Raw genomic sequence first — 25,542 nt, forward strand, 5'->3', positions numbered from 1 at the left:
CTGGCACAATCCGTGGTTCGCGGTTCGGGCCAATCTTCGATGCCACTCACGCTCGACGCCTCGTCGACTCATTGTCAGGAAAGCGATCATGGCGACCAGCCGGAAGTCAGCCAAGTCACTGAAGCCACCCAAGCCGCCTCGGCGGGTGGTCATGCACCGCTGGCAGTGGCGCGGCAAGAACCTGCGTGGCGAAGTCGTCTCCGGGGAACTCGTCGCCAGCGAGATCGACGAGGTGCGCAAGGAGCTGACCCGCCAGAAGATCATCGTCAAGCGCATCACGCGCAAGACCGGCATCTTCGGTCTGGGCCGAGTCAAGTCTCGGGACATCACCCTGTTCTCGCGTCAGCTGGCCACCATGCTCCGGGCCGGCGTTCCGCTACTTCAAGCCTGCAAGGTCGTCGCAGAGACGCTCAAGAACCCGGCCATGCGCAATCTGGTCGAGACACTGGCCAACGACATCAGCGCCGGCTCCAGTTTTTCGGAAGCGCTGGCCAAGCATCCATCCCGTTTCGATCGCATGTTCGTCAACATGGTCGCGGCCGGCGAGCAGGCCGGGGCACTGGACCAGATGCTCGAGCGCGTCGCCAGCTACCGCGAGAAGGTCGAAACCCTGAAGGGACGCGTCAAGAAAGCGCTCTACTATCCAACGGCGGTAGTGCTGGTCGGGATCGGCGTCACCGCGCTGCTGCTGGTCAAGGTCGTGCCCCAGTTCGAGAGTCTGTTTCAAGGGTTCGGCGCGGAGCTGCCGGTCTTCACCCAGTTCACCGTGCATTTGTCCCAGTTGACTCAAGCCTACTGGTGGCAGGCCATGCTGGCGCTCGTGGTGACGATCCTCGGCGTACGCCAGGCCATGAAGCGCTCGCCGGCATTCGCCTATCGCGCCCATCAGCTGGTGCTCAAGCTGCCGGTGATCGGCAATATCATCGACAAGGGCTCGATCGCCCGCTTCTCGCGCACCCTCGCGACCACGTTCAATGCCGGCATTCCGCTGGTCGAAGCGCTCGATACCGCCGCCGGCGCCACCGGCAACCAGGTTCATCAGCGCGCCATCGCCGAGATTCGCGAAGACGTCGCCACGGGGCAGCAGCTCAACTTCGCCATGCGTCGCACCAAGGTCTTCCCGGTGATGGCCGTGCAGATGGTCAGCATCGGCGAGGAAGCCGGCGAGCTGGACACGATGCTGGACAAGGTGGCGGAATTCTACGAGGAAGAGGTCGACAGCCAGGTCGACGCGCTGACCTCGCTGCTGGAGCCGTTCATTCTGGTGGTGCTCGGCACCATGGTCGGCGGATTGGTGGTGTCGATGTATTTGCCTATCTTTCAGATGGGTTCCGCCATATAGATGTCATTCAAGGCTGCGCGCGTCTGCCGCGTTGTTGTCCGCCACCTCGAAATCCTCACGGAACAACCACGTCCGCCCCGGGTTCTCGGTGGCGGGCGCCTGGCGGCAAAAGCGCTCGCCGATGAATCTCGACGTCAGTGCTCTCAAAAACCAGCTCTTATGTGCGTTACCCTTGGCGCTATCTTTCTATCCGATGTTCATGGAGCTTCCGTTGTCCGATCTTTCCCCTCTGCTCGTCTGGCCGCTGGCGTTCCTGTTCGGCGCGGCACTGGGCAGTTTTCTCAATGTCGTCATCGTGCGGCTGCCGGTAATGCTGATGCAGCGCTGGCGAGCCGAGGCGCTGGAAGCGCTGGAGCAGCCGGTGGAAGCCAGCCCTGCCTACAATCTGGCGACGCCACGCTCGCACTGCCCCGGCTGCGGACACTTCATCGCCTGGCATGACAACCTGCCGCTGGTCGGTTGGCTCAAGCGTCGCGGCCGCTGTGCCGCATGCGGTACGGCGATCAGTGTTCAGTACCCGCTGATCGAACTGGTCTCGGCTTTGCTGACGGTGGCGGTCGTGGCGCTGCATGGCGTGAGCTGGCAAAGCCTGTGGCTGGTCGGCGCCTGCCTCTGCCTGCTGGCGCTGGCGGTGATCGACTGGCGTACCCAGTTGCTGCCGGATGCGCTGACCCTGCCGCTACTCTGGGCCGGCCTGCTCTATCAGTGGCTGTTCACGCCATTGATGCTGGAAAGCGCCGTGCTGGGCGCCGTCGCCGGGTATCTGTCACTGTGGTCGGTCTACTGGCTCTTCAAGCTGGCGACCGGCAAGGAAGGCATGGGTTACGGGGATTTCAAGCTGATGGCGGCACTCGGCGCCTGGCTCGGCTGGCAGAGCCTGCCGCTGCTATTGTTGCTCTCGGCAGGCGTGGGCGCCGTGGTCGGCCTGATACTGATCGCCCTGCGCCAGCAGGATCGCAACCAGGCAATGCCCTTCGGCCCCTATATCGCCCTGGCCGGATGGATCGCCCTACTGATCGGCGCCCCGCTGCTGGCCGGCTATCAGGCACTGTTACTGGGAGGCTGGGGATGAACACGAACGTCACCAAGACGGAAGGCGAGCGCGGCACCTTGGTCGTGGGCGTCACCGGCGGGATCGGCTCGGGCAAGAGCGCGGTGGCGGATGCCTTCGGTGCCCTGGGCATCGGCTGGGTCGATGCCGATCACGTGGCGCGGGAAGTCGTGATGCCCGGCGAGCCGGCGCTGGCGGCCATTGTCGAGCGCTACGGCCCGGAGATACTCGACGACGACGGGACACTCGACCGGCGCGCGCTCCGGGCGCGGATCTTCGACGACGAAACCGAACGCCGGTGGCTGGAACGAGAGACGCACCCGCGTATTCGCCAACGGCTGCTGATGCATCTGGAGCGACTGCGCAACGCCGACGCCCCCTACTGTCTGCTGGTGTCACCGCTGTTGATCGAGTCGGGGCAGCTCGAGCTGGTCGATCGCGTTCTGGTGGTCGATGTGCCGCCGGAGATCCAGATTCAGCGCACCCTCGCGCGGGACGGGGTCGACCGGCGTCAGGTGGAGTCGATACTGGCGGCCCAGCTTCCCCGGGAACGTCGCCTTGCAGCCGCCGACGACGTCATCGACAATAGTCGCGACCGACAACACCTACTCGACCAGGTTGCCCGGCTGGACGCCCGGTATCGCCAACGGGTCTTCTGACCCTCGCGCCTGATGCAACGATCACCGACACGATACCCCTCGCCATGACTCGACGTAACGACCCAGACCGTCATCCGGACGCCAGTGCCGATAGCGGTGCCAGCCAGAATGCGAACAAACCCGGCCTGACCGTGCCCTGCCCCCAGTGCAAAAAATCCGTCGCCTGGACATCCGAGAACCCCTACCGCCCCTTCTGCTCGAAGCGCTGCAAACTGCTGGACCTGGGCGCCTGGGCCGACGGCTCCCACCGTATTGCCGGCGAACCCCATATGGACGAAACCGAACTCGACGAGCTGATCGACCGGCTCGAGCGCGGTCAGGAATAGCGGAAACCGCGAGCCGCGAAATTCAGCATGTGCTTGTAGCGAAGAAAAGGGCCAGCGATGTCAGTCGCTGGCCCTTTTCGTAGCTCGTAGCCACTGTCCACAGCGCCCCGAAGCCGGCGCTAGTCGTAGCCCGTGGCTCAGGCGTCGTCGCGCCAGAAATCCCGAATCGACGCGATTCCCTGGGCACCGACACCACGCGCCTGATTGGCATGATGCCGGGTCATGCCACCCAGCGCGAAGACCGGCATCGCGGCCGTTTCTACCATCTGCTGGAAATCGTGCCAGCCGATGGTCACCGCATCCGGATGCGACGGCGTCGGCGCCAGCGGCGACAGCGTAACGAAATCACAGTCGATCTGACCGGCCTGAGCGAGCTGCTCATCACCGTGAGTCGACGCTCCCAGCCACTTGTCGGCGGGAATGGGCCGGTGCTTGAGCTCCATGAGCCGCGCGCTGGTCAGATGGATGCCATCAGCATCGACGCGCTGCAGCCACTCGGGATCCGCATTGAGCAGCAGCCGGGCGCTATAGCGTCGGCACAGCGCCAGAGTCTTCTCCGCCCGCGCCTGGTAGGCGGCGTCATCCAGCTCCTTGGCACGCAACTGTACCAGGCGGACGCCGTCCTCCTTCAACGCCCGCTCGAGCCGCGCCAGGAAAACATCGTCGTCCGCTTCGGCGGTAATCAGATACTCCTGAGGCAGCGCTACCGCACGGAGAATCGGCATATTGGCTGCCGGGAACGGGTAATTGGGCAGATCGTCGACCTCGACCCAACGTACCGGCTGACCTTCCCGGCCGTACGGATCACCGTCGTATTCCCGCACCTGCCAGACGTCCAGCAGAATGTGCTTGTCGGCATATTCGTGATGAACGCGGATCAGCGGCTGAGCGCGCACGATCTGGATACCGAGCTCCTCGTTCAGCTCCCGCTTGAGCGCCTCGAGCCCGGTTTCGTAGGGTGCCAGCTTGCCCCCCGGGAATTCCCACAGACCGCCCTGGTCGACAGTCGCCGGGCGTCTGGCGATCAGCACTCGGCCGTCGCCGCGAATGACGGCGGCTGCCGCTACGTGGACCCGTCTTTTGATCATCTTGCTAAGTCTCTCGTACCACTGCAGTGTTTAACCTTGACGCGCGAGGTCGAGATAGCGCGCGACGTCTGGATAGCGTTCAACGTCTGAATTTCGTTAACTACGATAATCCGCGTTGATCGATACGTAATCGTGGGACAGATCCGATGTCCAGACCGTGGCGCTGGCGTCGCCACGACCGAGCTGAATGCGGATGACGATCTCTTCCTGAGCCATCACCCGGGCGCCAGCCTCTTCCGTGTAGCCGTCTGCGCGCCCGCCGTGCTCGACCAGACGCACGTCGCCGAGATCGATGACGATGCGCTCGACATCGAGCTCGTCGACCGGTGCGCGGCCCACGGCGGCCAGAATGCGCCCCCAGTTGGCATCGCTGGCGTAGAGCGCCGTCTTGACCAGCGGCGAATGGGCCACCGTGAACGCCACCGCCCGCGCTTCGTCGACACTGGTCGCCTGCTCGACCTGCAGCGTGACGAACTTGGTCGCTCCTTCGCCATCGCGAATGATCGCCTGGGCCAGGTCGGTCAGCACCGTCGTCAGCGCCTCGCGAAACCGCTGCTCGTCCTCGGGCGACTCGACCTTCGGCCCGCGTCCGGTGGCGATCAGGGTGCAGGCGTCATTGGTGGAGGTGTCGGAATCCACGGTAATGGCATTGAACGACACCCGCACAGCGTCGCGTAGCCATTGCTGAAGCCGGGCTGCGTCGATTGCCGCATCGCAGGCGACGAAGCCGAGCATGGTCGCCATGTTGGGCTGGATCATGCCCGAGCCCTTGCTGATGCCGTTGATGGTAACGGTACCGTCGCTCAGTTCGACCTGCATCGAGGCACCCTTGATACGGGTGTCGGTGGTCAGGATACCCTCGGCGGCCATCTCCCAGCCCGCTTCGCTCAACGACTCCAGCGCTGCCGGCAGGCCGGCGGCAATGCGCTCTACCGGCAGCGGTTCGCCGATCACGCCGGTCGAGAACGGCAGCACCTGATGTGCATCGACGCCAGCGAGGTCCGCCAGCGAGTTGCAGCAGCTCTCGGCATCCTGGCGGCCACGGGCACCGGTACCGGCATTGGCGTTACCGGTATTGACCAACAGATACCGTGGCGCCGTGTGCTGCAGGTGATCCCGGGCGACATGCACCGGGGCGGCGCAAAAGGCATTGCGGGTGAACGTTGCCGCGACCGTGGCGCCTTCCGGCACTTCGATCACCACCAGATCACGCCGATCGGGTTTCTTGATCCCAGCCTTCGCCGTGCCCAGACGCACGCCGTCAATGGCCGGCATTTCCGGGAATACTGACTTACCTACCGCCATCTCGATTCTCCTTGGCGGACTCGAGCCCGGCCCGAGTCCGAAGCCAACTCAACTCAGCGTGCCGTGGCACTGCTTGTATTTCTTGCCGGAACCGCAGGGACACGGGTCGTTGCGCCCGACCTTGGGGCCCTCGCGTCGAACCGGTTGCGCATTGTCATCACCGGACTCGGGGGCGGGTTCTTCCCCTTCGGCGGTCTGCTGCGCGGCGGCCACGGCATCTTCGTGCACCGACTGACTGGCAGCCTTCTCGCGCTCCAGCGCCTCGCGACGCTGACGTTCGAGATCCTCGACCTCTTCCTGGCGACGGACCTGAACGTGGCTGAGGATACGCGTGACATCATGCTTGATGTTGTAGAGTAGCGACTGGAACAGTTCGAAGGCTTCGCGCTTGTACTCCTGCTTCGGGTTCTTCTGCGCGTAGCCCCGCAGGTGAATGCCGCGACGCAGATGGTCCATCGACTGCAGATGTTCCTTCCAGCGGGTATCCAGCACCTGGAGCATCACCTGCTTCTCGAAGCGACGCATCATGTCGGCGCCGATCGCTTCGACCTTGGCCAGATACTGTCCACGATGCTGGTCCAGCAGACGCTGACGCAGCACTTCTTCGTTGAAGTTGTCGTCTTCTTCCGCCCACTGCACCAGCGGCAGATCGAGATTGAACTCCTGCTTGAGCTGATCCTGAAGCCCGGCGAGCTCCCACTGTTCCGGCAGGCTCTGCGGCGGTACGTAGTCGGAAATCGTCTGCTCGAGAACCTCGTCGCGAATGCTGGCGATATTATCGGAGATCTCGTCGGCCGCGAGAATATCGTCGCGCTGTTCGTAGATGACCCGACGCTGGTCGTTGGAGACGTCGTCGTACTCCAGCAATTGCTTGCGAATGTCGAAGTTGCGCCCTTCGACCTTCTTCTGCGCCCGCTCGACCGCATTCGAGACCATCTTGTGCTCGATCGCTTCACCCTCTTCGAGGCCCAGCGCGCCCATCAGACGCTGGACGCGATCCGAACCGAACAGCCGCATCAGGCTGTCTTCCAGAGACAGGAAGAAGCGCGTCGAGCCGGGATCGCCCTGACGCCCCGCGCGACCGCGCAGCTGGTTGTCGATACGACGAGACTCATGACGCTCGGAGCCGATCACGTGCAGACCGCCGGCTTCGAGCACCGCATCATGACGCTGTTGCCACTCGGCCTTGATGGCCGCGATCTGCTCCTCGCTCGGGTTCTCGAGCTTGGCGGCCTCGGCTTCCCAGTTGCCGCCGAGCACGATGTCGGTACCACGGCCGGCCATGTTGGTGGCTAGCGTCACAGCGCCGGGACGACCGGCCTGAGCGATGATCTCGGCCTCCCTGTCGTGCTGCTTGGCGTTGAGCACGTTGTGCGGGATGTTCTTCGCCTGCATCAGCTTGGAGAGATATTCCGAGGTCTCGATCGACGCGGTACCGACCAGCACCGGACGGTTGGCCTCTCGCTGGGTGTTGACGTCCTCGATGATCGCGTTGAATTTCTCCTTGGCACTGAGATAGACCAGATCGTTCAAGTCTTGACGCGCCAGCGGCCGATTGGTCGGGATGACCAGCACGTCGAGTCCGTAGATGTGGTTGAACTCGAAGGCCTCGGTATCGGCGGTACCGGTCATCCCCGCCAGCTTCTCGTAGAGACGGAAGTAGTTCTGGAAGGTAGTGGAAGCCAGCGTCTGGCTCTCGCGCTGAATCGGCACGCCTTCCTTGGCCTCGACCGCCTGATGCAGGCCCTCCGACCAGCGCCGCCCCGGCATGGTACGGCCAGTATGCTCGTCGACGATGACGACATTGCCGTCGGAGACGATGTAATCGACGTCACGGTGATAGAGGCAACGAGCGCGCAGCGCGGAATGAATATGCTGCAACAGGCCCAGATTCTGCACCGCGTAGAGCGAATCTTCCGACTTCAGCAACCCGGCTTCACGCATCAACTGCTCGACCTGCTGGTGCCCTTCTTCCGTCAGCTCTACCTGCTTCTGCTTCTCGTCGATAAGGAAGTCGCCGGTAGACGGATCCTCTTCATCGGTGCACTGCTTGAGCTGCTTCGAGAGCGCGTGAATCGTCCGGTAGAGCTCGACGTTCTCTTCGACGGGACCCGAAATGATCAGTGGCGTACGCGCTTCATCGATCAGGATCGAATCGACCTCATCGATGATCGCGTAGTGCAGCGGCCGCTGAACCTTGTCCTGCAGCGAGAACGCCATGTTGTCGCGCAGGTAGTCGAAGCCATACTCGTTATTGGTGCCGTAGGTGATGTCGCAGGCGTAGGCCTGCCGCTTCTCTTCGTTGGGCTGCCCGGAAGCGATGACACCGACACTCAGACCGAGAAATTCGTAGAGCGGGCGCATCCAGTTGGCGTCGCGGCTGGCCAGATAGTCATTGACCGTAACGACATGAACCCCCTTGCCGGATAGCGCATTGAAGTACACCGCGAGGGTGCCGACCAGGGTCTTGCCCTCGCCGGTCTTCATCTCTGCGATCCGGCCTTCGTGCAGCGCCATGCCGCCGACCATCTGGACGTCGAAGTGACGCATGCCCAGGACGCGCTTGCTCGCCTCGCGAACCGTGGCGAAAGCCTCCGGCAGTAGCGCATCGAGCTTCTCGCCGTCGGCAAGGCGCTGGCGAAACTCGACTGTCTTGGCCTGGAGCGATGCATCATCCAGCGTCTCGAAACTGGCTTCCAGGTCGTTGATCGCCGCCACCTGCTTGCGCATGCGCTTGACGTCGCGGTCGTTCTTGGAGCCGACCAATTTGTGTAGCAATCCGTTCAACATGATCCGTTTCCTGCCTGACTCTGTTCCTGCGTAGTACCAAGGCGAAGATGCGACAAAAAGCCGGCATCGACCACCGATAAACTGAGCTTCTGACGATGATCAGGCAGGAACGGGAGGACCACGACGGGAAATGACATCCAGCGCGGCACTGGCGGCGATAAGAGGCGGGGAATAACCCGGCGACTGGATAAAGGCAGCTGCCGCTTGCGGGTATACGGGACGCTTGGCAGCGACTCGAGCGACGCGTCGGGACTCGGCACGAATGGCCTCCGGGGCCATCAAGTAGACCTGGGTGAGCCGCTCGGCCAGCCGCATGGCTTCGGCATGCATCAATCCTGCAGGCAGCAGGCAACCGACCAGCACACTGGCCAACCACCAATGGGCTCGCTGCCGGGGGCGCCACACGGCACCACGCTGACCGGACTGCGCTTTGGCCGAAGTCATGCTGTCGACGAACTCCGCGTCGTGATAGGTTTAGCGGGTCTATCCCCACTGCGTGCAAGCCGATGAGTATAAAGGCTAAGCGTTTGCGAGCCCAGCCCGTTTCCCGACTCCTGGAACAACCAGGAGGGCTGGGTGACGTCATGCGCATGGCAACGCTGATCGAACGTGCCCAGAATCACCTGAGACGCCAGTTGCCGCCGGACGTTGCCGAACATCTCTATGTCGGCGGCTATCGCAATGGTGTATTGACGCTGATCACCGATCGCGCCGCCTGGCTGACCTGGCTGCGCTACGAGCAGCCGCGCCTGCTCAAGCTGCTGCATCAACTGCCGGGATTCGAGGCAGTCATGAAATTCTCGTTGAAGGTACGCCCGATCCGGCCGGTCAAGGCGATTCCGCGACAGACGCGGCGCCTGTCGCCGGCCGGCGCCGAGGCACTCACCCATTGCGCGGAAGGCCTGGAGGATTCGCCGCTCAAGCGTTCACTGAATCGGCTGGCATCACACGCCGATGCTACCGCAGAGCCCAGCGACGACCCCGCCTGACGATAACGGCCAATCCCGTCTCGACGACGCGCGCTCCGACCGCGGTAGCGCGGCCATTGGCATCGTTCAGACACGAAAACGCCGATCACAAGATCGGCGTTTTCTCCATCTAATCTCTCACGATCATCAGATCGTCACGACATCAATCGATGCTGGTCCATCTCAGGCCATTGCAGGCGCCGCATAGGAGATCGGTGCAGGCTGAGTCGCTTCTTCGAAGGTCACGATTTCGTATGCCTCCGGATGAGCGAGCAGCTCGCGGCAAAGCTGGTTATTGAGGCCGTGACCGGACTTGTAACCTTTGAACTCGCCGATCAAGCTGTGACCCAACTGGTACAGATCGCCGATGGCGTCCAGCATCTTGTGCTTCACGAACTCATCGTCGTAGCGCAAGCCATCCTGGTTCACGATGCGATAATCGTCGACGACGATGGCGTTATCGAGGCTACCGCCCAATGCCAGATTCTGCGACCGCAGAAATTCCAGATCGCGCATGAAACCGAAGGTGCGAGCACGAGAGACTTCCTTGACGAAGGAAGTGGTCGAAAAATCGACGCTGGCCGTCTGCTTCTGCTGCTCGAAGACGGGATGGTCAAAATCGATCGCGAAGCTGACCTTGAAGCCGTTATGCGGCAGAAACGTCGCCTGCTTGCCGTTATCATTGACGGTGACTTCGCGCTTGATACGAATGAACTGCTTCGGCGCGGCCTGCTCGGCGATACCTGCCGATTGGATCAGGAACACGAACGGGCCTGCGCTGCCATCCATGATCGGCACTTCGGGCGCGCTCAACTCGACATAAGCGTTGTCGATCCCCAGGCCAGCGAACGCCGACATTAGATGCTCGACCGTGGCGACCTTGACGCCATCCTTGGATAGCGCGGTGCATAGATTGGTGTCGGTCACGCTCTCTGCGTGCGCCGGGATATGCACTACCGGGTCGAGATCGGTACGCACGAACACGATGCCCGTATTGGGCGCCGCGGGCCGCAGCGTCAGATACACTTTTTCTCCGGAGTGGAGTCCCACGCCTGTTGCGCGGATCGTGTTCTGCAACGTTCGTTGTTTGATCATGAGCATCGACCTGACAGTCAAATGGTTTGGAAACGGTGTTCACTATAACACCAAACCACCGTTTCACCAATCATATTGACGTTACAGAATGATGACGGGCAGTTTAAAGCGCTATCAGTCAGCCTGACGACGCAGGAACGCCGGGATGTCCAGATAGTCATCCATGTCGGAGGTCTTGCGCTTCTCCTGCTGCGACTTCTTCGCTGCGGCTTCCTGCTCGGCGCGCGCCGCCTGCTGACGCATGACCGCCGGCTGCTGCAGTTTGCGATAATCGGTCGTTTCCGGACGGGCAGCCACGGTTTCACGCGGGATCGCCTTCTCTTTCTGCGCATCCAGCCCCGCAGCAACCACGGTCACGCGCAGTTCGTCGGACATTTCCATGTCGATGGCGGTACCCACCACGATGGTCGCATCCTGGGAAGCGAACTCCTGAACCGTCGCACCGACATCATTGAACTCGCCGATGGAGAGATCCGGACCTGCAGTGATGTTGACCAGGATGCCCCGGGCGCCATGCAGATCGATATCCTCGAGCAGCGGGCTGCGAATGGCCTTCTCGGCAGCTTCGCGAGCGCGGTTCTCGCCGGTCGCGGCGCCGGTACCCATCATCGCCATGCCCATCTCCGACATCACCGTGCGCACGTCGGCAAAGTCGACGTTGATGATGCCCGGACTGGTGATCAGTTCGGCGATCCCCTGAACGGCGCCCAACAGCACGTCGTTCGCGGCACTGAACGCAGTCAGCAGACTGGCGTTCTTGCCCAGTACCGACAGCAGCTTTTCGTTGGGAATGGTGATCAGGGAGTCGACATACTCGGAAAGCTCCTTCATCCCCTCTTCCGCTGCGCGCATGCGCTTCGGTCCCTCGAACGGGAACGGGCGCGTCACGACCGCGACGGTCAGAATACCGAGTTCCTTGGCGACCTGAGCGACGACAGGCGCCCCCCCCGTGCCGGTGCCACCGCCCATGCCGGCGGTGATGAAGACCATGTCCGCGCCTTGCAGCATGTCTGCGATGCGATCGCGATCTTCCATCGCGGCCTGACGCCCCACGTCCGGGTTCGCCCCCGCTCCCAGCCCTTTGGTGATCTCGCCACCCAGCTGGAGAACGGTCTTGGCCGCCACGCGCTTGAGCGCCTGGGCATCGGTGTTGGCGCAGATGAACTCGACGCCTTCGATGTTACTCTCGACCATGTGGTTGACGGCGTTGCCGCCGCCGCCGCCGACACCGATGACTTTGATGATTGCACTACTAGAAGGTGCATTATCTACTAGTTCGAACATTGCCCCGTCTCCAAGACCGCTTGCGGCCTGTCAGAAATTTCCTTTAAACCAGCCTTTGAGTCGCTCCAGCGCCGAAACCTCATCCCTGGTTGCGCGCCGGGGAAGTGAGTCTTCCCGTTGAGGCTGGGCTGATACTGCGCGAGAGTGCTTGGCGTCTTTCATACCGTAGAGTAGCAAACCTACCCCGGTCGAATAAATCGGGTTGCGCACCACGTCCGCCAAGCCGCGGACATTGTACGGACAAGCGATGCGAACCGGCATGTGGAATATCTCCTCGGCCAGTTCCACGACCCCCTCCATCCGGGAAGTGCCCCCTGTCAGCACGATCCCGGCTGCTACCAGATCCTCGTAACCGCTGCGGCGCAATTCCTCGCGTACCAGCGTGAAGAGCTCCTCGTAACGGGGCTCGACGACTTCCGCCAACGCCTGACGAGAGAGATCCCGCGCCGGCCGATCGCCGACGCTGGGAACCTTGATCATCTCGTCGCTGCTCGCCAGCTGCGTCAGCGCACAGGCGTATTTGACCTTGATCTCTTCGGCGTACTGAGTCGGCGTACGCAGCGCCATGGCGATATCGTTGGTCACCTGATCGCCGGCGATCGGGATCACCGCGGTATGACGAATGGCGCCTTCGGTGAACACGGCGATGTCCGTCGTCCCGCCACCGATATCGACCATGCAGACGCCGAGCTCACGCTCGTCTTCAGTCAGCACCGCGTGACTGGAGGCCAGCTGCTCGAGAATGATGTCGTCGACTTCCAGACCACAGCGTCGCACGCACTTCTCGATGTTCTGAACGGCATTCATCGCCGCCGTCACCAGGTGCACGCGGGCTTCGAGACGCACGCCGGACATGCCCAGAGGCTCGCGGATGCCCTCCTGGGTGTCGATCGCGAACTCCTGGGGAATGACGTGAAGTACCCGCTGGCCTTCGGAGATGGCTCGGGCGCGGGCGGAATCGATGACGCGGTCGATATCTGCGGGCGCGACCTCGCGCTCCTTGATCGCCACGACACCGTCGGAATTCATGGAGCTGATATGGCTGCCGGCGATGCCGACATAGACAGAGTGGATATCGCAGCCTGCCATCAGTTCGGCTTCTTCGACGGCGCGCTGAATCGACTGAACGGTTGATTCGATATTGATCACGACACCCTTCTTCATGCCACGAGAAGGATGCGAGCCGATCCCGGCGATTTCCAACCCGCCATCATCAGTGGGCTGCCCCACGATGGCAACCACCTTGGATGTTCCGATATCCAGCCCGACCACCATATTGGAAGCGTTGGATTGTCCTGCCATAGGTCGGGGTCGCTCCTCAAACTTCACCGATAAATCGGATAAAAATGGGTCAATAAAGATTCGGGCTTATTATAGGAACAAGACGACCTTTTTCACCAGCCCATCGTGAAAACAAAAGCCACAGTAAGCCCTTTTTCTTTGAAAAGGAAATAGGAAGGAAGCTTTACCGCTATTTAAGTAACGCTGGCATAACAGAATGCGCCGATAGTCGAGGCCAAGAACGGCGGTCAGCGAGCAAATGCCATCCGTCGTCGGTCGGACTTCTTGCCGGATGAGCCGCGCCGAGATGCCGCCAACCGCGGGACTCAGGCTTGTTTAACTGCCAATGAGTTTCAGACTAATCACTGGAGACCGCGGCCGTTTCACCATGCCTTGCCACCGAAACACCATTGGGATAACGAAGATCGATGTAGCGAATCTGCGACGCCTCTTCACCCAACTGTCGCTTCCACGCGGCAATAAAGCGAGCCAATCGCGCATCCAGGTCTGCACGCCCGAGAATGACCCAGACTCCGTCATTGACCTGAAAGCGCCAGGCACCGCGAGGCTCCAATCTCAATTGCGTTATGGAAAGCCCCAGCCCTGACAGCGCGCGACGCAGTGAATCATAGTAACCGAGCACTTCTCGTCCCGACCCGGCAGGGCCGCCAAGGTCAGGCAGGCGACGACCGAAATCGGTCACCGGTCCAGGCGAAAAAGGCTGTCCCCGAGTATTGAGTAGAAATTCATCGTTCCAGCGCGCGACCGGCTCCTGTTCGTAAAGCACGAATCGTAGGGTATTGGGCCATTCCCGAGAAACGGTGACCTCTCGCAGCCACCCGATCTCGCGCGCCTCGTTACGCAGGTCGGACAACGACAAGGAAAGCCAGGTGTGACCGCGAACCAGGGGCGCCAATTCCTTCTGCAGGTAATTCGCACTCACGTAGTTCAAGTCGCCACTGATCGACACGCGAGCGATGGGCTTGTCCAGCCACAGCCACAGCGCTCTGCCGCCGGCGCCGAGGAGCACCACGATCATGAGTATACCGAGCAGCGTTCCCCGCGCACTGGAATTCATGACGTCCGCCCTGCCCTCGAGCTGCCATGAAGCCGACCGACGGCTCCGAACCTCTTAGCCAGACGCGCGCCTTTGGACAGGATCGCCACACTCAAAGGACCACCTCGTCGAGTCTCAGCGCACTGTGTGCCAGCGCCTGCGCAATGCCGCCGATATCGCCGGCGCCCTGGGTAATCAGGATATCTCCGGGGCGCAGCACCCGCGCGAGAATATCCGGCAGGGCCGATTTTTTCTCGATGAACAGTGGGTCGACCTGGCCGCGCTGGCGAATCGACCCTGCCAGCATCTTGCCTTCGGCACCCGGAATCGGTGCTTCACCAGCGCTATACACATCGAGCAGCAATAGCGTATCGACCCCGGAAAGCACCCTGACGAAATCTTCGTAAAGATCCCGGGTCCGGGTATAGCGGTGCGGCTGATAGACCATCACCAGGCGTCGTTGCGGCCAGCCGGCGCGCACCGCACGGATGACCATCTCCACCTCCCGCGGATGATGGCCGTAGTCGTCGACGAGCATCACCTCGCCACCCTGCGGAAGCGAGTAGTTTCCATGAACCTGAAACCGTCGACCAACGCCCCCGAACGACGCAAGACCCTTGATGATATCGTCATCGCTGACACCGGCATCCGTAGCGACGGCAATCGCAGCGAGAGCGTTCAAGGCATTGTGAGTGCCGGGCATGGCCAGCGTGATGGTCAGCGGCTCGAATCCCTCGGGCCGTTCGGCGACGAACCGGATGACCCCCGCCGTCTGCTGGAAATCCCGCACGCGAAAGTCGGCCTCTTCACTGAAGCCGTAGGTCACGAACTGGCGCTGAACCTGGGGCAGCAATTCACGCACGTGATCGTCGTCGAGGCACAGCACGGCGCGGCCGTAGAAAGGCAAATTGTGCAGGAATTCGACGAAGGTCGTCTTCAATCGCGTGAAGTCGCCATCGTAGGTCGCCATGTGGTCGGCGTCGATATTCGTGACGATCGCCGTCATCGGTTGCAGGTGCAGAAAGGACGCATCCGATTCATCGGCCTCGGCAACCAGAAAGTCCCCGGACCCCAGCCGTGCATTGGTACCCGCGCTGGTCAGCTTGCCGCCGATCACAAAGGTGGGATCGAGTCCCGCCTCGGCGAACAGCGTCGACAGCAGGCTCGTAGTCGTGGTCTTGCCGTGGGTACCGGCAACCGCGATACCGTGACGAAAGCGCATCAACTCGGCCAGCATTTCGGCTCGCCGCACCACCGGCACGCGATGCTCGCGCGCCCACTGGATTTCCGGATTGGTCAGATCCACCGCCGTCGACACCACGATGACATCGGCCCCTTCGGCATTGACCGCCGCGTGACCGATGGCGACCCGAATGCCGCACTCGCGCAGATGATGAGTGACGGTCGACTCACGCAGGTCACTGCCGCTGACCTCGTAGCCTTCGTTGGCCAGGACTTCGGCAATGCCGCACATGCCGGCACCGCCGATCCCGACGAAATGAATGCCTCGAATGCGTCGCATGCCGAGATGCGAGCGCGCGGGACGCGTCTGAATGCTATCGCTCAAAACCGATCTCCATGCAGCCGTCGACCAGACGTTCGACGGCATCGAGGTGGGCTACCCGGCGTGCCTGACTCGCCATCCGCGCCAGCACGTCCGGCTGCAAAAGTGACTTAAGCGCCGCCTCCAAACGTTCAGGAGTGAGCTCGGCCTGCTGTATCAATTGCGCGCCGCCGGCCTCGACCAGATGACGCGCATTATGTGTCTGATGGTCATCCACCGCGTGGGGGAAAGGCACCAGCAAGGAAGGCTTGGCTGCCGCCGAGAGCTCGGCAATGGTGAGCGCGCCGGCCCGGCACACGATGATATCTGCCCAGTCGTAGGCGGCAGCCATGTCATCGATGAAAGCGCTGACCTCCGCCTCGACACCCGCCGAGCGATAGCCTTCCCGCGTGACCTCGTCCTTGTCGCGGCCGGCCTGATGGCGAACCTGCGGACGGCTCGAGGCGTCCAGCGCCGACAGCGCGACCGGCAGCTTCTGATTGAGCGACTGCGCGCCCAGCGACCCCCCGAGCACCAGCAAGCGCAGGGCGCGATCGTTCATCTGCTCCGCCGTTCTGGGATGCTCGCCCAGTGCGGCGATATCCGCACGCACCGGATTGCCGACCACCTCGGCCTTTCCGTCGGGGAAAGCACCGGGGAACGCGGCGTAGACTCTGGTCGCCAGACGCGCCAGCGACCGATTGGTCAAACCGGCAATGGCGTTCTGCTCATGAACGATTAGCGGCTTGCCGGCCAGGCGTGCCGCCAGCCCGCCGGGACCGCTGGCAAACCCGCCCAGACCGACCACCAGTTGTGGGTCGAAGCGCCGGATCACCTGACGCGACTGCCGGATGGCTCGCGTCAGTCGCCACGGGATCGACAGCCAGCCAGCCAGCCCATTGCCCCGCAGGCCGGACACGTCGATTCGGTTCAGCGCGATGCCGGCCTCGGGAACGAGGCGGTTTTCGATTCCCCTCGGACTCCCCAGCCACTCCACCGCCACGCCGCGCTCGATCAGCGCCTTGGCCAGCGATAGCGCCGGGACGACATGCCCTCCCGTACCGCCAGCCATGATCAGTACACGTTTCAGTTCGCTCATAAAGTCGGTTCCACCGCTTCGCTCGTGGGCTTGGCCTCGCCGCTTTCCTTCGCGGGCTTCGGCCGCCGCTGCAGTCGCCTGATCTCCACATCGACGCGGAACAGAATCGCCATCATGATCCCGCTGATGATGAGACTCGAGCCGCCGTAACTCAGAAGGGGTAGCGTCAACCCCTTGGTCGGCAGCATGCCGGAACTGACCGAGATGTTGATGAATGCCTGCGCACCAATGACGAGCGCGATGCCGTAGCAGAGGTAGGCCGCAAACGGAATGCCGGCCAGCTCCGCCTTGCGCCCGATGCGAAAGGCACGGAACACCAGCAGCGCGAACAGCAGGATCACGCCCACGGCGCCGAACAGCCCCAGTTCCTCGGCCAGCACGGCGAACACGAAGTCGGTATGTGCTTCGGGCAGATAGAACAGCTTCTGGACACTGTTACCCAGCCCCAGGCCGAACCAGTGGCCGCGACCGAAGGCGATCAGCGCCTGGGTCAGCTGGTAGCCGGTGTTGTACTGGTCCGCCCAGGGGTTGGCGAAGCTGGTGATACGCTGCAGGCGATAGGGTTCCGCCACGGCCAGCATGACCGCGCCCGACCCGACGACGACCAGGATCAGCAGGAACCGCCACAGCGGCGCCCCGGAAAGCAGCAGCATCCCCATGACGCAGCCGGTCAACACCACGACGGCACCGTAGTCGGGTTCGAGGATCAGCAGAAAGCCGATCAGCGCCATCACCGCCAGCGGGCGCATGAAGGCGCCCCAGCTTCGGCGCACCTCGGGCAGGTAACGCTCCAGATAGCCTGCGATGTAGACGATCAGGCACAGCTTGGCGACTTCCGAGGCCTGGATATTGATGATGCCGAGCGGAATCCAGCGCCGACTGCCGTTGATCTCGCGACCGACGACCAGGACCACGAACAGTAGCAGCAACGCCACGATCAACATCATCGGACCTTTCTGACGCCACCAGTCCAATGGCAAACGCACGGCAAACAGCCCCACCCCGATCGATGCGAGCACGAAAATGCCATGTCGGATGCTGAAGTAGTAAGGGTTGCCGGTCAGGCTTGCAGCGATTTCGGTGGAAGCGGAAGTCACCATCACCCAGCCGATCAACATCAACGAAAGCGTCGCCAGCAGCAGCCAGCCATCGAACGCCTGATGCCGCGTGGTCAGTCGCTCCTGCGAGGTCTTCAACATCGCCTTCAGCATGCGGCTTCCTGCCCTGGTTCGAGCGGTCCTTGATCAAGAAAGGCGCGGAACGCCTCGCCACGCGCCAGATAATTGGGAAATTGATCGAGACTGGCACAGGCCGGCGACAGCAGCACGCAGTCCCCCGCCTCGGCGATCGAGGCCGCCCGCTGCATGGCCTCGGCCAGGGTATCGACGCGATGTGTCGCCACATGTGGGGCCAACGCCGCCACCAGTTGCGGCGCATCCTGACCGAAGACGATCGCCTCGCGGGCATGCCGGGCCAGCGGTGCGGCCAGCGGTGTGAAATCCGCCCCCTTGCCGACGCCGCCCCCCAGCCAGATCAGTCTCCCAGCCAAGGTCTCGCCCAGTCCGGCGATGGCCGCCAACGTCGCGCCCACGTTAGTGCCTTTGGAATCGTTGACCCAGCGAACGCCACCGCGCTCGGCAACTACTTCGCCGCGATGCGGCAATCCGGCAAAGTGCCCGAGTACCTGGCGCATGACCGCCAGCGGCAGTCCGATGACATGCCCGATCGCCATCGCGGCCAGCGCGTTGGCCTGATTGTGACGCCCCGCCAGACGCAGCTCGCTGACCGGCATCAGCGGCTGCTCGCCGTGGCACAGCCACTCGCCGGCCTTGAGAGGCGAGATGCCCCACATCCCGTCCGCGGGGGCCTTCGTCGTGAAGCACTCGCAGGGTATCGACGTATCCTCCGGCCATGTTGCCTCGTCTTCGGCATTGACCACGACGTGCCTGGCCTTGTCGAAGATTCGCGACTTGACTTGCCGATAGCCGGCCATGTCGCCATGCCGGTCGAGGTGGTCGGAGGACAGGTTGAGGAAGGCAGCGCACACGGCGCCCAGTCCCTTGAGCGTCTCGAGCTGGAAACTTGACAGTTCCAGCACGAACAGTTCGGCATCGGGATGATCGATCAGTAGATCGAGCGCAGCGTCACCCAGGTTGCCTCCCACGGCGACCCGCTTGCCGGCCTGCCGCGCCATGTCGCCGACCAGCGTGGTCACCGTGGACTTGGCGTTCGATCCGGTGATGGCGACTATCGGCGCCTTGCAGTGACGTGCGAACAGCGCGATCTCGCCGATGACGCGCTCCCTCACCGCGGCCAGCCCGGACTTCTGCAGATCCACGCCGGGGCTGACGACGATCTCGGAGAACGCCTGCAGATCCAGCGCCTCGAGATCGCCCAGATGGATATCTACCGTCGGGAATGCCTCGCGGAAGGCCTCGATCCCCGGCGGAGCGGTGCGGGTATCGGCCACCACGAAGCGCTCCCCCCGGTGCTGCAGAAAGCGGGCGATCGCGCGGCCGGAGATCCCCAGCCCGACGACCAGCCACGGAGCCCCATCTCGACGATGAGGCTCCGGCGGGCGATGCATTGACGGGGTGGAATGCACGGAATCGCTCATGGCATCAACGCAGCTTCAAGGTTGCCAGGCCCAGCAGGACCAGCATGACGGTAACGATCCAGAAGCGCACGATCACTCGCGGCTCCGGCCAGCCTTTGAGCTCGAAGTGGTGATGCAGGGGCGCCATGCGGAAGATGCGACGCCCGGTCAGCTTGTAGGAGCCGACCTGGAGAATGACGGAGACCGTTTCCATGACGAAGACGCCACCCATGATGAACAGCACGATCTCCTGGCGCACGATGACCGCGACGATACCCAGCGCCGCGCCGAGCGCCAGCGCGCCGACATCCCCCATGAAGACCTGGGCGGGATAGGTATTGAACCAGAGGAATCCGAGCCCCGCGCCGGCGATGGTGCCGCAGAATACCGCCAGTTCGCCGGCGCCCGGCACCTCGGGAATATGCAGGTACTCGGCGAAAACGGCGTTACCGCTGGCATAGGCGAAGACCGCCAGCCCCATCGCAACGAGCACGGTCGGCATGATCGCCAGGCCATCGAGGCCATCGGTCAGATTGACCGCGTTGGAGCTGCCGACGATGACCAGGTAGCTCAGCACGATGTAGAACAGGCCCAGCGGAATCACCACGTCCTTGAACAGTGGCACGATCAGGCTGGTCTCGACCGGGCTCGCCGCGGTGAAATAGAGAACCAGCGAGGCGCCGAGGCCGATCACCGACTGCCAGAAGTATTTCCAGCGCGCCGGCAGCCCGCGAGGATTCTTTTCCACTACCTTGCGGAAGTCGTCGACCCAGCCGATGGCACCGAACCCCAGCGTGACCGCCAGCACCACCCAGACGTAGTGGTTGGTCAGGTCGCCCCAGAGCAGCGTGCTGACGGCGATGGAGATCAGGATCATGGCGCCGCCCATGGTCGGCGTGCCTGCCTTGGACAGGTGTGATTGGGGGCCGTCGTCGCGCACTGCCTGGCCGATCTGGCGTTCGACCAGACGGCGAATCATCTGCGGTCCCATCCACAGACTCAGGAACAGCGCGGTCAGCGTCCCCAGAATCATGCGCAGGGTCAGATACCCGAATACGTTGAAAGCACTATGGAAATGGGTCAGCAGTTCAGCCAGAAAAAGCAGCATGAGTCGGATTCACCTTGAGGCATCATCACGCAGTGCGGCGACGAGTCGTTCCATGCCGGCGCTGCGCGATCCCTTGACCAGCACGCTGGCCCGGGAAGGAAGCTGATCCTGGGCAAAGCGCACGAGCGCTTCCCAGTCATCGAAATGATGACCTTCGTCACCGAAGGCCGCGGATGCGGCACGCGCGGGCTCGCCGTACGTGCCCAGAAAATCGAGTCCGAGGTCGCGGGCCGAACGGCCGACCTCAGCGTGCAGACGCTCGCTGGCCTCGCCCAGTTCCCCCATCGCGCCGAGGAAACACCAGCGCGGCGACGGCAGCGACGACAACGCCTCGAGCGCCGCTCGCATCGCGCCGGGGTTGGCATTGTAGGTATCGTCGATCAAGCAACTGCCGCGAATGCCGCCGACCACCTGCATTCGCCCCGCCATGCTGCGGCAGGCTTCGAGTCCGGTCGCGATTTCCGCCGCGCCGAAACCCAGCGCATGCGTGGCCGCCGCCGCCGCCAGCGCATTGCGTACGTTGTGACGCCCCATCAGCGACAGCCCGACGCGTACCGATGCCTCGCCCGGCAGGCAAAGCGTAAAAGCATAACGCCCGGCCGAGTCGCAGACCAGATCACGGGCGGTGACACTGGCACCGTCATCGATGCCGTAGTCGACGACCCGGGCGCGCCCGGCCAGCGCCCGCCAGACGGAAAAATAGGCTTCGTCCCGATCGAGAACGGCATAGCCATCGCTGGAGAGACCCGCCAGGATTTCTCCCTTGGCCTGGGCTATCTGTCCCATGCCGCCGAACTCGCCGACATGCGCCCCCGTGACGTTGGTGATGATCGCCACCTGCGGTTTGGCCAGCGCCGTCGTCCAGGCGATCTCTCCCAGATGGTTGGCCCCCAGCTCGATCGCCGCATAGCGATGCTCGGCGGCGAGTTCGAGCAACGTGAGTGGCGCGCCGATGTCATTGTTCAGATTGCCCCGCGTGGCCAGCGTCGGCGCCCGCCGGCTCAGTATCGAAGCCAGCATCTCCTTGACCGAGGTCTTGCCACTGTTGCCGGTCACCGCGATCAGTTGTCCGTCCCAGTCGAGCCGATGCGCGCGGGCCAGCAGACCCAGCGCCAGGCGTGTGTCGGGCACGACGATCTGTGCCAGCGAATCGGTTACCGGATGATCGACGACGGCGCCGACCGCGCCTTTTTCCCGCGCCTGGGCCAGGAATTCATGGGCATCGAACCGCTCCCCCCGCAGCGCGACCAGCAGATCGCCGGGGCGGAGCGCTCGCGTATCGGTGACGATTCGCGAGACCGCGGTATCCGACCCTTCGAAAGACGCACCGAGCCGCGCAGCAACGGTGCTCAACCCCTCGCTCATGCGGTTTTTCCCTTTGCCCGGCATAGCGCCGTCGCGATGTCGATGTCACTGAACGGGTGGCGCACGCCGTCGATCTCCTGATAATCCTCGTGGCCCTTACCGGCAATCAATATGATGTCGTCGGCGCCGGCAGCCTCGATGACGCGCTCGATCGCCTGCCGTCGGCCATCGACGGACCAGGCCGTCTCTTTTGCCGAAAGCGACAAGCCGGCCACGATCTGGTCACGAATGCGGCTCTGATCTTCGCTGCGCGGGTTGTCGTCGGTGACGACGATTCGATCGGCGAGCGTTTCGGCCACGGCAGCCATTAGCGGGCGCTTGCCGCTGTCGCGATCACCGCCGCAGCCGAACACGCACCAGAGCTGGCCGCCTTTCCGGCTCGGAAGATGTGCGCGCAGTGCCGAGAGCGCATTCTCCAGGGCATCAGGGGTATGAGCGTAATCGACCACCACGACAGGCCCATCGCCATCGGCCGCCCCCGGCAGCCGCTGCATGCGCCCCGGCACCGGCTGGAGCCGGGACGCGGCTTGCCATAGCGAGTCCAGCGAATAGCCCAGCCCATAGAGCGTGGCGATCGCCGACAGCGCATTGTCGAGATTGAAACGCCCCATCAACGGCAATTCGAGGACGCCTTCGTTCTCCGGCGTCGCGACGATGGCGCGCAGTCCATCGGGCAACGCCTCGCAATCGACGACCCGCAAGGTCGTCGCCTCGCTGCTGCCGGTGGCCAATACCCGGACGCCGTCCGGTAGCCCCGCCAGCATCAGCCGCGCGAGCGGGTCGTCGCCATTGACGATCGCCAGCTTCAGCCCGTCGCGCTTGAACAGCCTGGCCTTCGCCGCCGCGTAAGCCGCCATGCTGCCGTGGTAATCGAGATGATCGCGGCTCAGGTTGGTAAAGACCGCCGTATCGATTCGCGTATCGCCCAGCCGCTCCTGCACCAAGGCATGCGACGACACCTCCATCGCCACGACTTCGACGCCCTCGCTCGCCAGTTCGCCGAGCATCTGCTGCAGCGCCAACGGCCCCGGCGTGGTCTGCAGCGCGGAACGCACAGCACCGGGCCGGCCATACCCCAGCGTACCGATGACGCCGGCCGGCGTACCCAGCGCCTCCAGCAACGCGGCGATATAGTGAGTCACCGAACTCTTGCCGTTGGTGCCGGTGACGCCGATCACCGTCAACGATGCCGGCACGTCGAACAATCGACGGCCCAGCGCAGCCAACTGCCGTCTCAAACCCGGCAGCGCGAGGATTCGTTCGTCACCCTGCCATTGCGGATCGAGCCCGTCGGCCTCGCACAACACGCCCGCGGCACCGGCCCCGAGCGCATCGGCGATGAATTGTCGCCCGTCCGCGCTGACGCCCGGCACCGCCAGGAACAGATCGCCCTCCTGCAGTTGCCGGCTGTCGAGGCACAGGGTCGAATCGGCAGCGGCAGGAAGCCAGGACGCCGACCGCTCGGGGCGAGCGATCTCCGGCCATAGCGAGGTCAGCGCGTCGGCCAGTCTTGCGGTATCGATCTTCATGGCGAGGACTCCTGTTCCGCCGCCTTGGGCGGCGCATCGGGAGGCACGTCCAGCAGGCGCAGGGCACTACCGACGACGCGACTGAACACGGGGGCGGCGACCAGGCCACCGTAGTAATCCCCCTTCTTGGGGTTGTCGATCATCACCACCGTGACGATACGCGGATTGGAAGCCGGGGCAATACCGGCGAACAACCCGCGATATTCGACTTCCTGATAGCCCGTGCTGGTCACCTTGCGTACCGTGCCGGTCTTGCCCGCGATCTGGTAGCCCGGCACCATCGCCAGATGCCCACCAGCGTTGGGCTGGACGATCTTTTCCAACATCGCCAGCAATTCATGGGCGATACGCGGCGGCATGACCTGCTCGCTATCCGGCTCGCCATTGAGCTTGAGCAGCGACGGAGACAGGCGCTTGCCATCGTTGGCGATGGCCGTATAGGCGCTCGCCAGTTGCAACGGCGTCACGGCGACGCCGTAACCGTAAGCCATGGCCGCCTGGGCGCTGCGTGGAAGGTTGATCATGGAGGGCAGGCTGCCGCTGTTTTCACCGGGGAAGCCGGTCCCGGGCGACTGCCCTAGGCCCAGTTCGCGATAGCGATTCCAGATGGCATCCTGGGGCAGCGACAACGCGATATGCGACATGCCGATATTCGATGAGTGAAGCAGGATGCCTCCCGGCGTCAGCTTGCCGTAGTTGCGGAAGTCCCGAATGGTATAGCCATCCACGACCATCCAGCCCGGCGAGGTGTCGATGATGCTCTCCGGCGAGAACTGGTCGGACGCCAGGGCCGCCGACATGGCCAGCGGCTTCATCACCGAACCGGGCTCGATGGCGTCGGTAATCGCCTGGTTGCGTAACCCGCGCACGTCGACGTCGCTACGGTTGTTGGGGTTGTAGGATGGCAAATTCGCCATCGCCAGCACCTCGCCGGTCCGCGCATCCAGCATCACCAGCGAACCGCCGTCGGCATCGTTCTTGCGAATTCCCGCTGCCAGTTCGCGGTACGCCATGTACTGCAGACGCAGATCGATCGACAACGTCAGATCGCCGCCCGGCTTGGCTTCCTCGATCAAGTGCAGGTCCCGAACCAGCCGCCCTTTTCGATCCTTGAGCACACGCCGTTTGCCGGGCTGGCCGGTGAGATAGCGGTTGTAGGCGAGCTCGAGCCCTTCCTGCCCCTTATCGTCGACATTGGTCACGCCGACGAGCTGCGCCGCCACTTCCCCCGCCGGATAGTAGCGCTTGTATTCATCGCGGGCGTAGACGCCGGGCATCTGCAGATCGAGCACCGGCTTGGCCGCGGCTGGCGTGAGCTGACGCCGCAGATACATGAATTCGTGATCCGAGTAACGCGCTATGCGTGCTTCCAGTTGCTGAGGGTCGACCTTCAGCGCCTTTGCCAGCAACGTCTGCTGGATGGGATCCTGGGGAAGTTCCTGCGGATTGGCCCACAACGTGATTACCGGCGTCGAGATCGCCAGGGGATCGCCGTTGCGATCGCTGATCATTCCGCGATGAGCGCCAATGGACTCGACACGCAGCGTGCGGGCGTCACCCTGATTCTGGAGGAAACTGCGGTCGATCACCTGAAGATAGACAACCCGTCCCACGAGGGCGGATAGCGCCACCAGGATGATGAACAACATGAACCAGTAGCGTCCCGCCCCCAGTGGTGCATTCGGCCGGCGTCTCCTGTCCGTGGCAGCGCGTCTCGCCGCACTCATGGATGGATCACCTTGACTTCATCGACGCTCGGTACGCGCATGTTCAGACGCTTGCTGGCCAACGACTCGATCCGTGCCGGCGACGACCAGGTACTCTCCTCGAGCAGCAGGCGCCCCCACTCCGTCTGCAGGGAATCCCGCTGATTCTCCAGCTTCTGCAACCGTGCATACTGTACCCGGGTCAAGTGAGACGTGCTGATGATGGCCAGCGCCGTCACCAGCACGGCGATGGTCACGATGCCGAGCAGTGTGGCGCGGAACCCCGGACGCCGGGCGAACGGCCAGTCACCGGTCTCCAACAGGCTGCGTCGTCGTCCTTGAACGGCCAT

Annotated in this window: 22 protein-coding genes; 5 read left to right on the forward strand and 17 right to left on the reverse strand. The window is 63.2% G+C overall.

Annotation, left to right across the window (positions count from 1 at the left end):
• Nucleotides 1-88 precede the first annotated feature (88 nt).
• The 4 genes from CCD76_RS02070 (at nucleotide 89) to yacG (ending at nucleotide 3,378) form a co-directional block, all read left to right on the forward strand.
• Nucleotides 89-1,342, forward strand: a complete 1,254-nt coding sequence (locus CCD76_RS02070; protein WP_087717899.1) for a type II secretion system F family protein — start codon at nucleotides 89-91, stop codon at nucleotides 1,340-1,342.
• Between the two features lie 199 nt (nucleotides 1,343-1,541).
• Nucleotides 1,542-2,414, forward strand: a complete 873-nt coding sequence (locus CCD76_RS02075) for a prepilin peptidase (RefSeq protein ID WP_373419396.1) — start codon at nucleotides 1,542-1,544, stop codon at nucleotides 2,412-2,414.
• Nucleotides 2,411-3,052 (forward strand): dephospho-CoA kinase, encoded by a 642-nt coding sequence (gene coaE, locus CCD76_RS02080; protein WP_256961042.1) that lies wholly within the window; start codon nucleotides 2,411-2,413, stop codon nucleotides 3,050-3,052. The genes CCD76_RS02075 and coaE overlap by 4 nt, the downstream gene beginning before the upstream one ends.
• 44 nt (nucleotides 3,053-3,096) lie before the next feature.
• Entirely contained in the window at nucleotides 3,097-3,378 is a 282-nt protein-coding gene (yacG, locus tag CCD76_RS02085; protein WP_087717900.1) for a DNA gyrase inhibitor YacG, read from the forward strand.
• 137 nt (nucleotides 3,379-3,515) lie between these two features.
• Here the strand turns inward: yacG and CCD76_RS02090 are convergent, their stop codons facing one another.
• The 4 genes from CCD76_RS02090 to CCD76_RS20300 all read right to left on the reverse strand — a co-directional run bounded on the left by CCD76_RS02090 (nucleotide 3,516) and on the right by CCD76_RS20300 (nucleotide 9,005).
• Nucleotides 3,516-4,466 carry a Nudix family hydrolase gene (locus CCD76_RS02090; protein ID WP_087717901.1) on the reverse strand — a complete coding sequence of 317 codons (951 nt, stop codon included), beginning with the start codon at nucleotides 4,464-4,466 and terminating at the stop codon, nucleotides 3,516-3,518.
• 96 nt (nucleotides 4,467-4,562) lie between these two features.
• The gene (argJ, locus tag CCD76_RS02095) at nucleotides 4,563-5,771 is read right to left on the reverse strand and encodes a bifunctional glutamate N-acetyltransferase/amino-acid acetyltransferase ArgJ (RefSeq protein WP_087717902.1); all 1,209 of its coding nucleotides are present in this window, start codon (nucleotides 5,769-5,771) and stop codon (nucleotides 4,563-4,565) included.
• A 48-nt stretch (nucleotides 5,772-5,819) separates the two neighbouring features.
• On the reverse strand, nucleotides 5,820-8,561 hold the full coding sequence (gene secA / locus CCD76_RS02100; RefSeq protein ID WP_087717903.1) for a preprotein translocase subunit SecA: 2,742 nt from the start codon (nucleotides 8,559-8,561) through the stop codon (nucleotides 5,820-5,822).
• Between the two features lie 99 nt (nucleotides 8,562-8,660).
• Nucleotides 8,661-9,005 (reverse strand): hypothetical protein, encoded by a 345-nt coding sequence (locus CCD76_RS20300; protein ID WP_256961043.1) that lies wholly within the window; start codon nucleotides 9,003-9,005, stop codon nucleotides 8,661-8,663.
• Between the two features lie 146 nt (nucleotides 9,006-9,151).
• Here CCD76_RS20300 and CCD76_RS02110 point away from each other — a divergent pair, with 146 nt between their 5' ends.
• Nucleotides 9,152-9,550 (forward strand): DUF721 domain-containing protein, encoded by a 399-nt coding sequence (locus tag CCD76_RS02110; protein ID WP_306298781.1) that lies wholly within the window; start codon nucleotides 9,152-9,154, stop codon nucleotides 9,548-9,550.
• A 162-nt stretch (nucleotides 9,551-9,712) separates the two neighbouring features.
• Here the strand turns inward: CCD76_RS02110 and lpxC are convergent, their stop codons facing one another.
• From lpxC to ftsL, 13 genes are all read right to left on the reverse strand, one after another.
• Nucleotides 9,713-10,624 (reverse strand): UDP-3-O-acyl-N-acetylglucosamine deacetylase, encoded by a 912-nt coding sequence (lpxC, locus tag CCD76_RS02115; RefSeq protein WP_087718107.1) that lies wholly within the window; start codon nucleotides 10,622-10,624, stop codon nucleotides 9,713-9,715.
• A gap of 114 nt (nucleotides 10,625-10,738) precedes the next feature.
• Nucleotides 10,739-11,908 carry a cell division protein FtsZ gene (gene ftsZ, locus CCD76_RS02120; RefSeq protein WP_087717905.1) on the reverse strand — a complete coding sequence of 390 codons (1,170 nt, stop codon included), beginning with the start codon at nucleotides 11,906-11,908 and terminating at the stop codon, nucleotides 10,739-10,741.
• A 30-nt stretch (nucleotides 11,909-11,938) separates the two neighbouring features.
• A complete protein-coding gene (gene ftsA / locus CCD76_RS02125; protein WP_087717906.1) occupies nucleotides 11,939-13,210 on the reverse strand; it encodes a cell division protein FtsA in 1,272 nt (423 codons plus the stop codon).
• Between the two features lie 337 nt (nucleotides 13,211-13,547).
• Nucleotides 13,548-14,267 (reverse strand): cell division protein FtsQ/DivIB, encoded by a 720-nt coding sequence (locus tag CCD76_RS02130; RefSeq protein ID WP_087717907.1) that lies wholly within the window; start codon nucleotides 14,265-14,267, stop codon nucleotides 13,548-13,550.
• Between the two features lie 91 nt (nucleotides 14,268-14,358).
• Nucleotides 14,359-15,768: a UDP-N-acetylmuramate--L-alanine ligase gene (gene murC / locus CCD76_RS02135; protein ID WP_256961070.1), complete on the reverse strand. Its 1,410-nt coding sequence runs from the start codon at nucleotides 15,766-15,768 to the stop codon at nucleotides 14,359-14,361.
• A gap of 34 nt (nucleotides 15,769-15,802) precedes the next feature.
• Nucleotides 15,803-16,888 carry an undecaprenyldiphospho-muramoylpentapeptide beta-N-acetylglucosaminyltransferase gene (gene murG, locus CCD76_RS02140; RefSeq protein ID WP_087717909.1) on the reverse strand — a complete coding sequence of 362 codons (1,086 nt, stop codon included), beginning with the start codon at nucleotides 16,886-16,888 and terminating at the stop codon, nucleotides 15,803-15,805.
• Complete coding sequence (gene ftsW, locus CCD76_RS02145) at nucleotides 16,885-18,099, reverse strand: putative lipid II flippase FtsW (RefSeq protein ID WP_256961044.1); 1,215 nt, start codon at nucleotides 18,097-18,099, stop codon at nucleotides 16,885-16,887. Before ftsW ends, murG begins: the two co-directional genes overlap by 4 nt.
• A complete protein-coding gene (gene murD / locus CCD76_RS02150; RefSeq protein ID WP_087717910.1) occupies nucleotides 18,093-19,475 on the reverse strand; it encodes a UDP-N-acetylmuramoyl-L-alanine--D-glutamate ligase in 1,383 nt (460 codons plus the stop codon). Before murD ends, ftsW begins: the two co-directional genes overlap by 7 nt.
• A 34-nt stretch (nucleotides 19,476-19,509) precedes the next feature.
• Entirely contained in the window at nucleotides 19,510-20,592 is a 1,083-nt protein-coding gene (mraY, locus tag CCD76_RS02155; RefSeq protein ID WP_087717911.1) for a phospho-N-acetylmuramoyl-pentapeptide-transferase, read from the reverse strand.
• A 9-nt stretch (nucleotides 20,593-20,601) separates the two neighbouring features.
• A complete protein-coding gene (locus tag CCD76_RS02160) occupies nucleotides 20,602-21,957 on the reverse strand; it encodes a UDP-N-acetylmuramoyl-tripeptide--D-alanyl-D-alanine ligase (protein ID WP_179208817.1) in 1,356 nt (451 codons plus the stop codon).
• A complete protein-coding gene (locus CCD76_RS02165) occupies nucleotides 21,954-23,486 on the reverse strand; it encodes a UDP-N-acetylmuramoyl-L-alanyl-D-glutamate--2,6-diaminopimelate ligase (protein ID WP_087717913.1) in 1,533 nt (510 codons plus the stop codon). Before CCD76_RS02165 ends, CCD76_RS02160 begins: the two co-directional genes overlap by 4 nt.
• Nucleotides 23,483-25,213, reverse strand: coding sequence for a peptidoglycan D,D-transpeptidase FtsI family protein (locus tag CCD76_RS02170; protein ID WP_087717914.1), 1,731 nt, complete (start codon nucleotides 25,211-25,213; stop codon nucleotides 23,483-23,485). Before CCD76_RS02170 ends, CCD76_RS02165 begins: the two co-directional genes overlap by 4 nt.
• A complete protein-coding gene (ftsL, locus tag CCD76_RS02175) occupies nucleotides 25,210-25,542 on the reverse strand; it encodes a cell division protein FtsL (RefSeq protein WP_087717915.1) in 333 nt (110 codons plus the stop codon). Before ftsL ends, CCD76_RS02170 begins: the two co-directional genes overlap by 4 nt.

The organism is Salinicola salarius (genome assembly GCF_002179555.1).
Lineage (GTDB): Bacteria > Pseudomonadota > Gammaproteobacteria > Pseudomonadales > Halomonadaceae > Salinicola > Salinicola salarius_A.

Excerpts from the sequence above, each read along its gene's own strand:
- CCD76_RS02070 (WP_087717899.1), top strand. The coding sequence starts at position 89 with ATGGCGACCAGCCGGAAGTCAGCCAAGTCACTGAAGCCACCCAAGCCG.
- CCD76_RS02075 (WP_373419396.1), top strand. The coding sequence starts at position 1,542 with ATGGAGCTTCCGTTGTCCGATCTTTCCCCTCTGCTCGTCTGGCCGCTG.
- coaE (WP_256961042.1), top strand. The coding sequence starts at position 2,411 with ATGAACACGAACGTCACCAAGACGGAAGGCGAGCGCGGCACCTTGGTC.
- yacG (WP_087717900.1), top strand. The coding sequence starts at position 3,097 with ATGACTCGACGTAACGACCCAGACCGTCATCCGGACGCCAGTGCCGAT.
- CCD76_RS02090 (WP_087717901.1), bottom strand. The coding sequence starts at position 4,466 with ATGATCAAAAGACGGGTCCACGTAGCGGCAGCCGCCGTCATTCGCGGC.
- argJ (WP_087717902.1), bottom strand. The coding sequence starts at position 5,771 with ATGGCGGTAGGTAAGTCAGTATTCCCGGAAATGCCGGCCATTGACGGC.
- secA (WP_087717903.1), bottom strand. The coding sequence starts at position 8,561 with ATGTTGAACGGATTGCTACACAAATTGGTCGGCTCCAAGAACGACCGC.
- CCD76_RS20300 (WP_256961043.1), bottom strand. The coding sequence starts at position 9,005 with ATGACTTCGGCCAAAGCGCAGTCCGGTCAGCGTGGTGCCGTGTGGCGC.
- CCD76_RS02110 (WP_306298781.1), top strand. The coding sequence starts at position 9,152 with ATGGCAACGCTGATCGAACGTGCCCAGAATCACCTGAGACGCCAGTTG.
- lpxC (WP_087718107.1), bottom strand. The coding sequence starts at position 10,624 with ATGATCAAACAACGAACGTTGCAGAACACGATCCGCGCAACAGGCGTG.
- ftsZ (WP_087717905.1), bottom strand. The coding sequence starts at position 11,908 with ATGTTCGAACTAGTAGATAATGCACCTTCTAGTAGTGCAATCATCAAA.
- ftsA (WP_087717906.1), bottom strand. The coding sequence starts at position 13,210 with ATGGCAGGACAATCCAACGCTTCCAATATGGTGGTCGGGCTGGATATC.
- CCD76_RS02130 (WP_087717907.1), bottom strand. The coding sequence starts at position 14,267 with ATGAATTCCAGTGCGCGGGGAACGCTGCTCGGTATACTCATGATCGTG.
- murC (WP_256961070.1), bottom strand. The coding sequence starts at position 15,768 with ATGCGACGCATTCGAGGCATTCATTTCGTCGGGATCGGCGGTGCCGGC.
- murG (WP_087717909.1), bottom strand. The coding sequence starts at position 16,888 with ATGAGCGAACTGAAACGTGTACTGATCATGGCTGGCGGTACGGGAGGG.
- ftsW (WP_256961044.1), bottom strand. The coding sequence starts at position 18,099 with ATGCTGAAGGCGATGTTGAAGACCTCGCAGGAGCGACTGACCACGCGG.
- murD (WP_087717910.1), bottom strand. The coding sequence starts at position 19,475 with ATGCATCGCCCGCCGGAGCCTCATCGTCGAGATGGGGCTCCGTGGCTG.
- mraY (WP_087717911.1), bottom strand. The coding sequence starts at position 20,592 with ATGCTGCTTTTTCTGGCTGAACTGCTGACCCATTTCCATAGTGCTTTC.
- CCD76_RS02160 (WP_179208817.1), bottom strand. The coding sequence starts at position 21,957 with ATGAGCGAGGGGTTGAGCACCGTTGCTGCGCGGCTCGGTGCGTCTTTC.
- CCD76_RS02165 (WP_087717913.1), bottom strand. The coding sequence starts at position 23,486 with ATGAAGATCGATACCGCAAGACTGGCCGACGCGCTGACCTCGCTATGG.
- CCD76_RS02170 (WP_087717914.1), bottom strand. The coding sequence starts at position 25,213 with ATGAGTGCGGCGAGACGCGCTGCCACGGACAGGAGACGCCGGCCGAAT.
- ftsL (WP_087717915.1), bottom strand. The coding sequence starts at position 25,542 with ATGGCCGTTCAAGGACGACGACGCAGCCTGTTGGAGACCGGTGACTGG.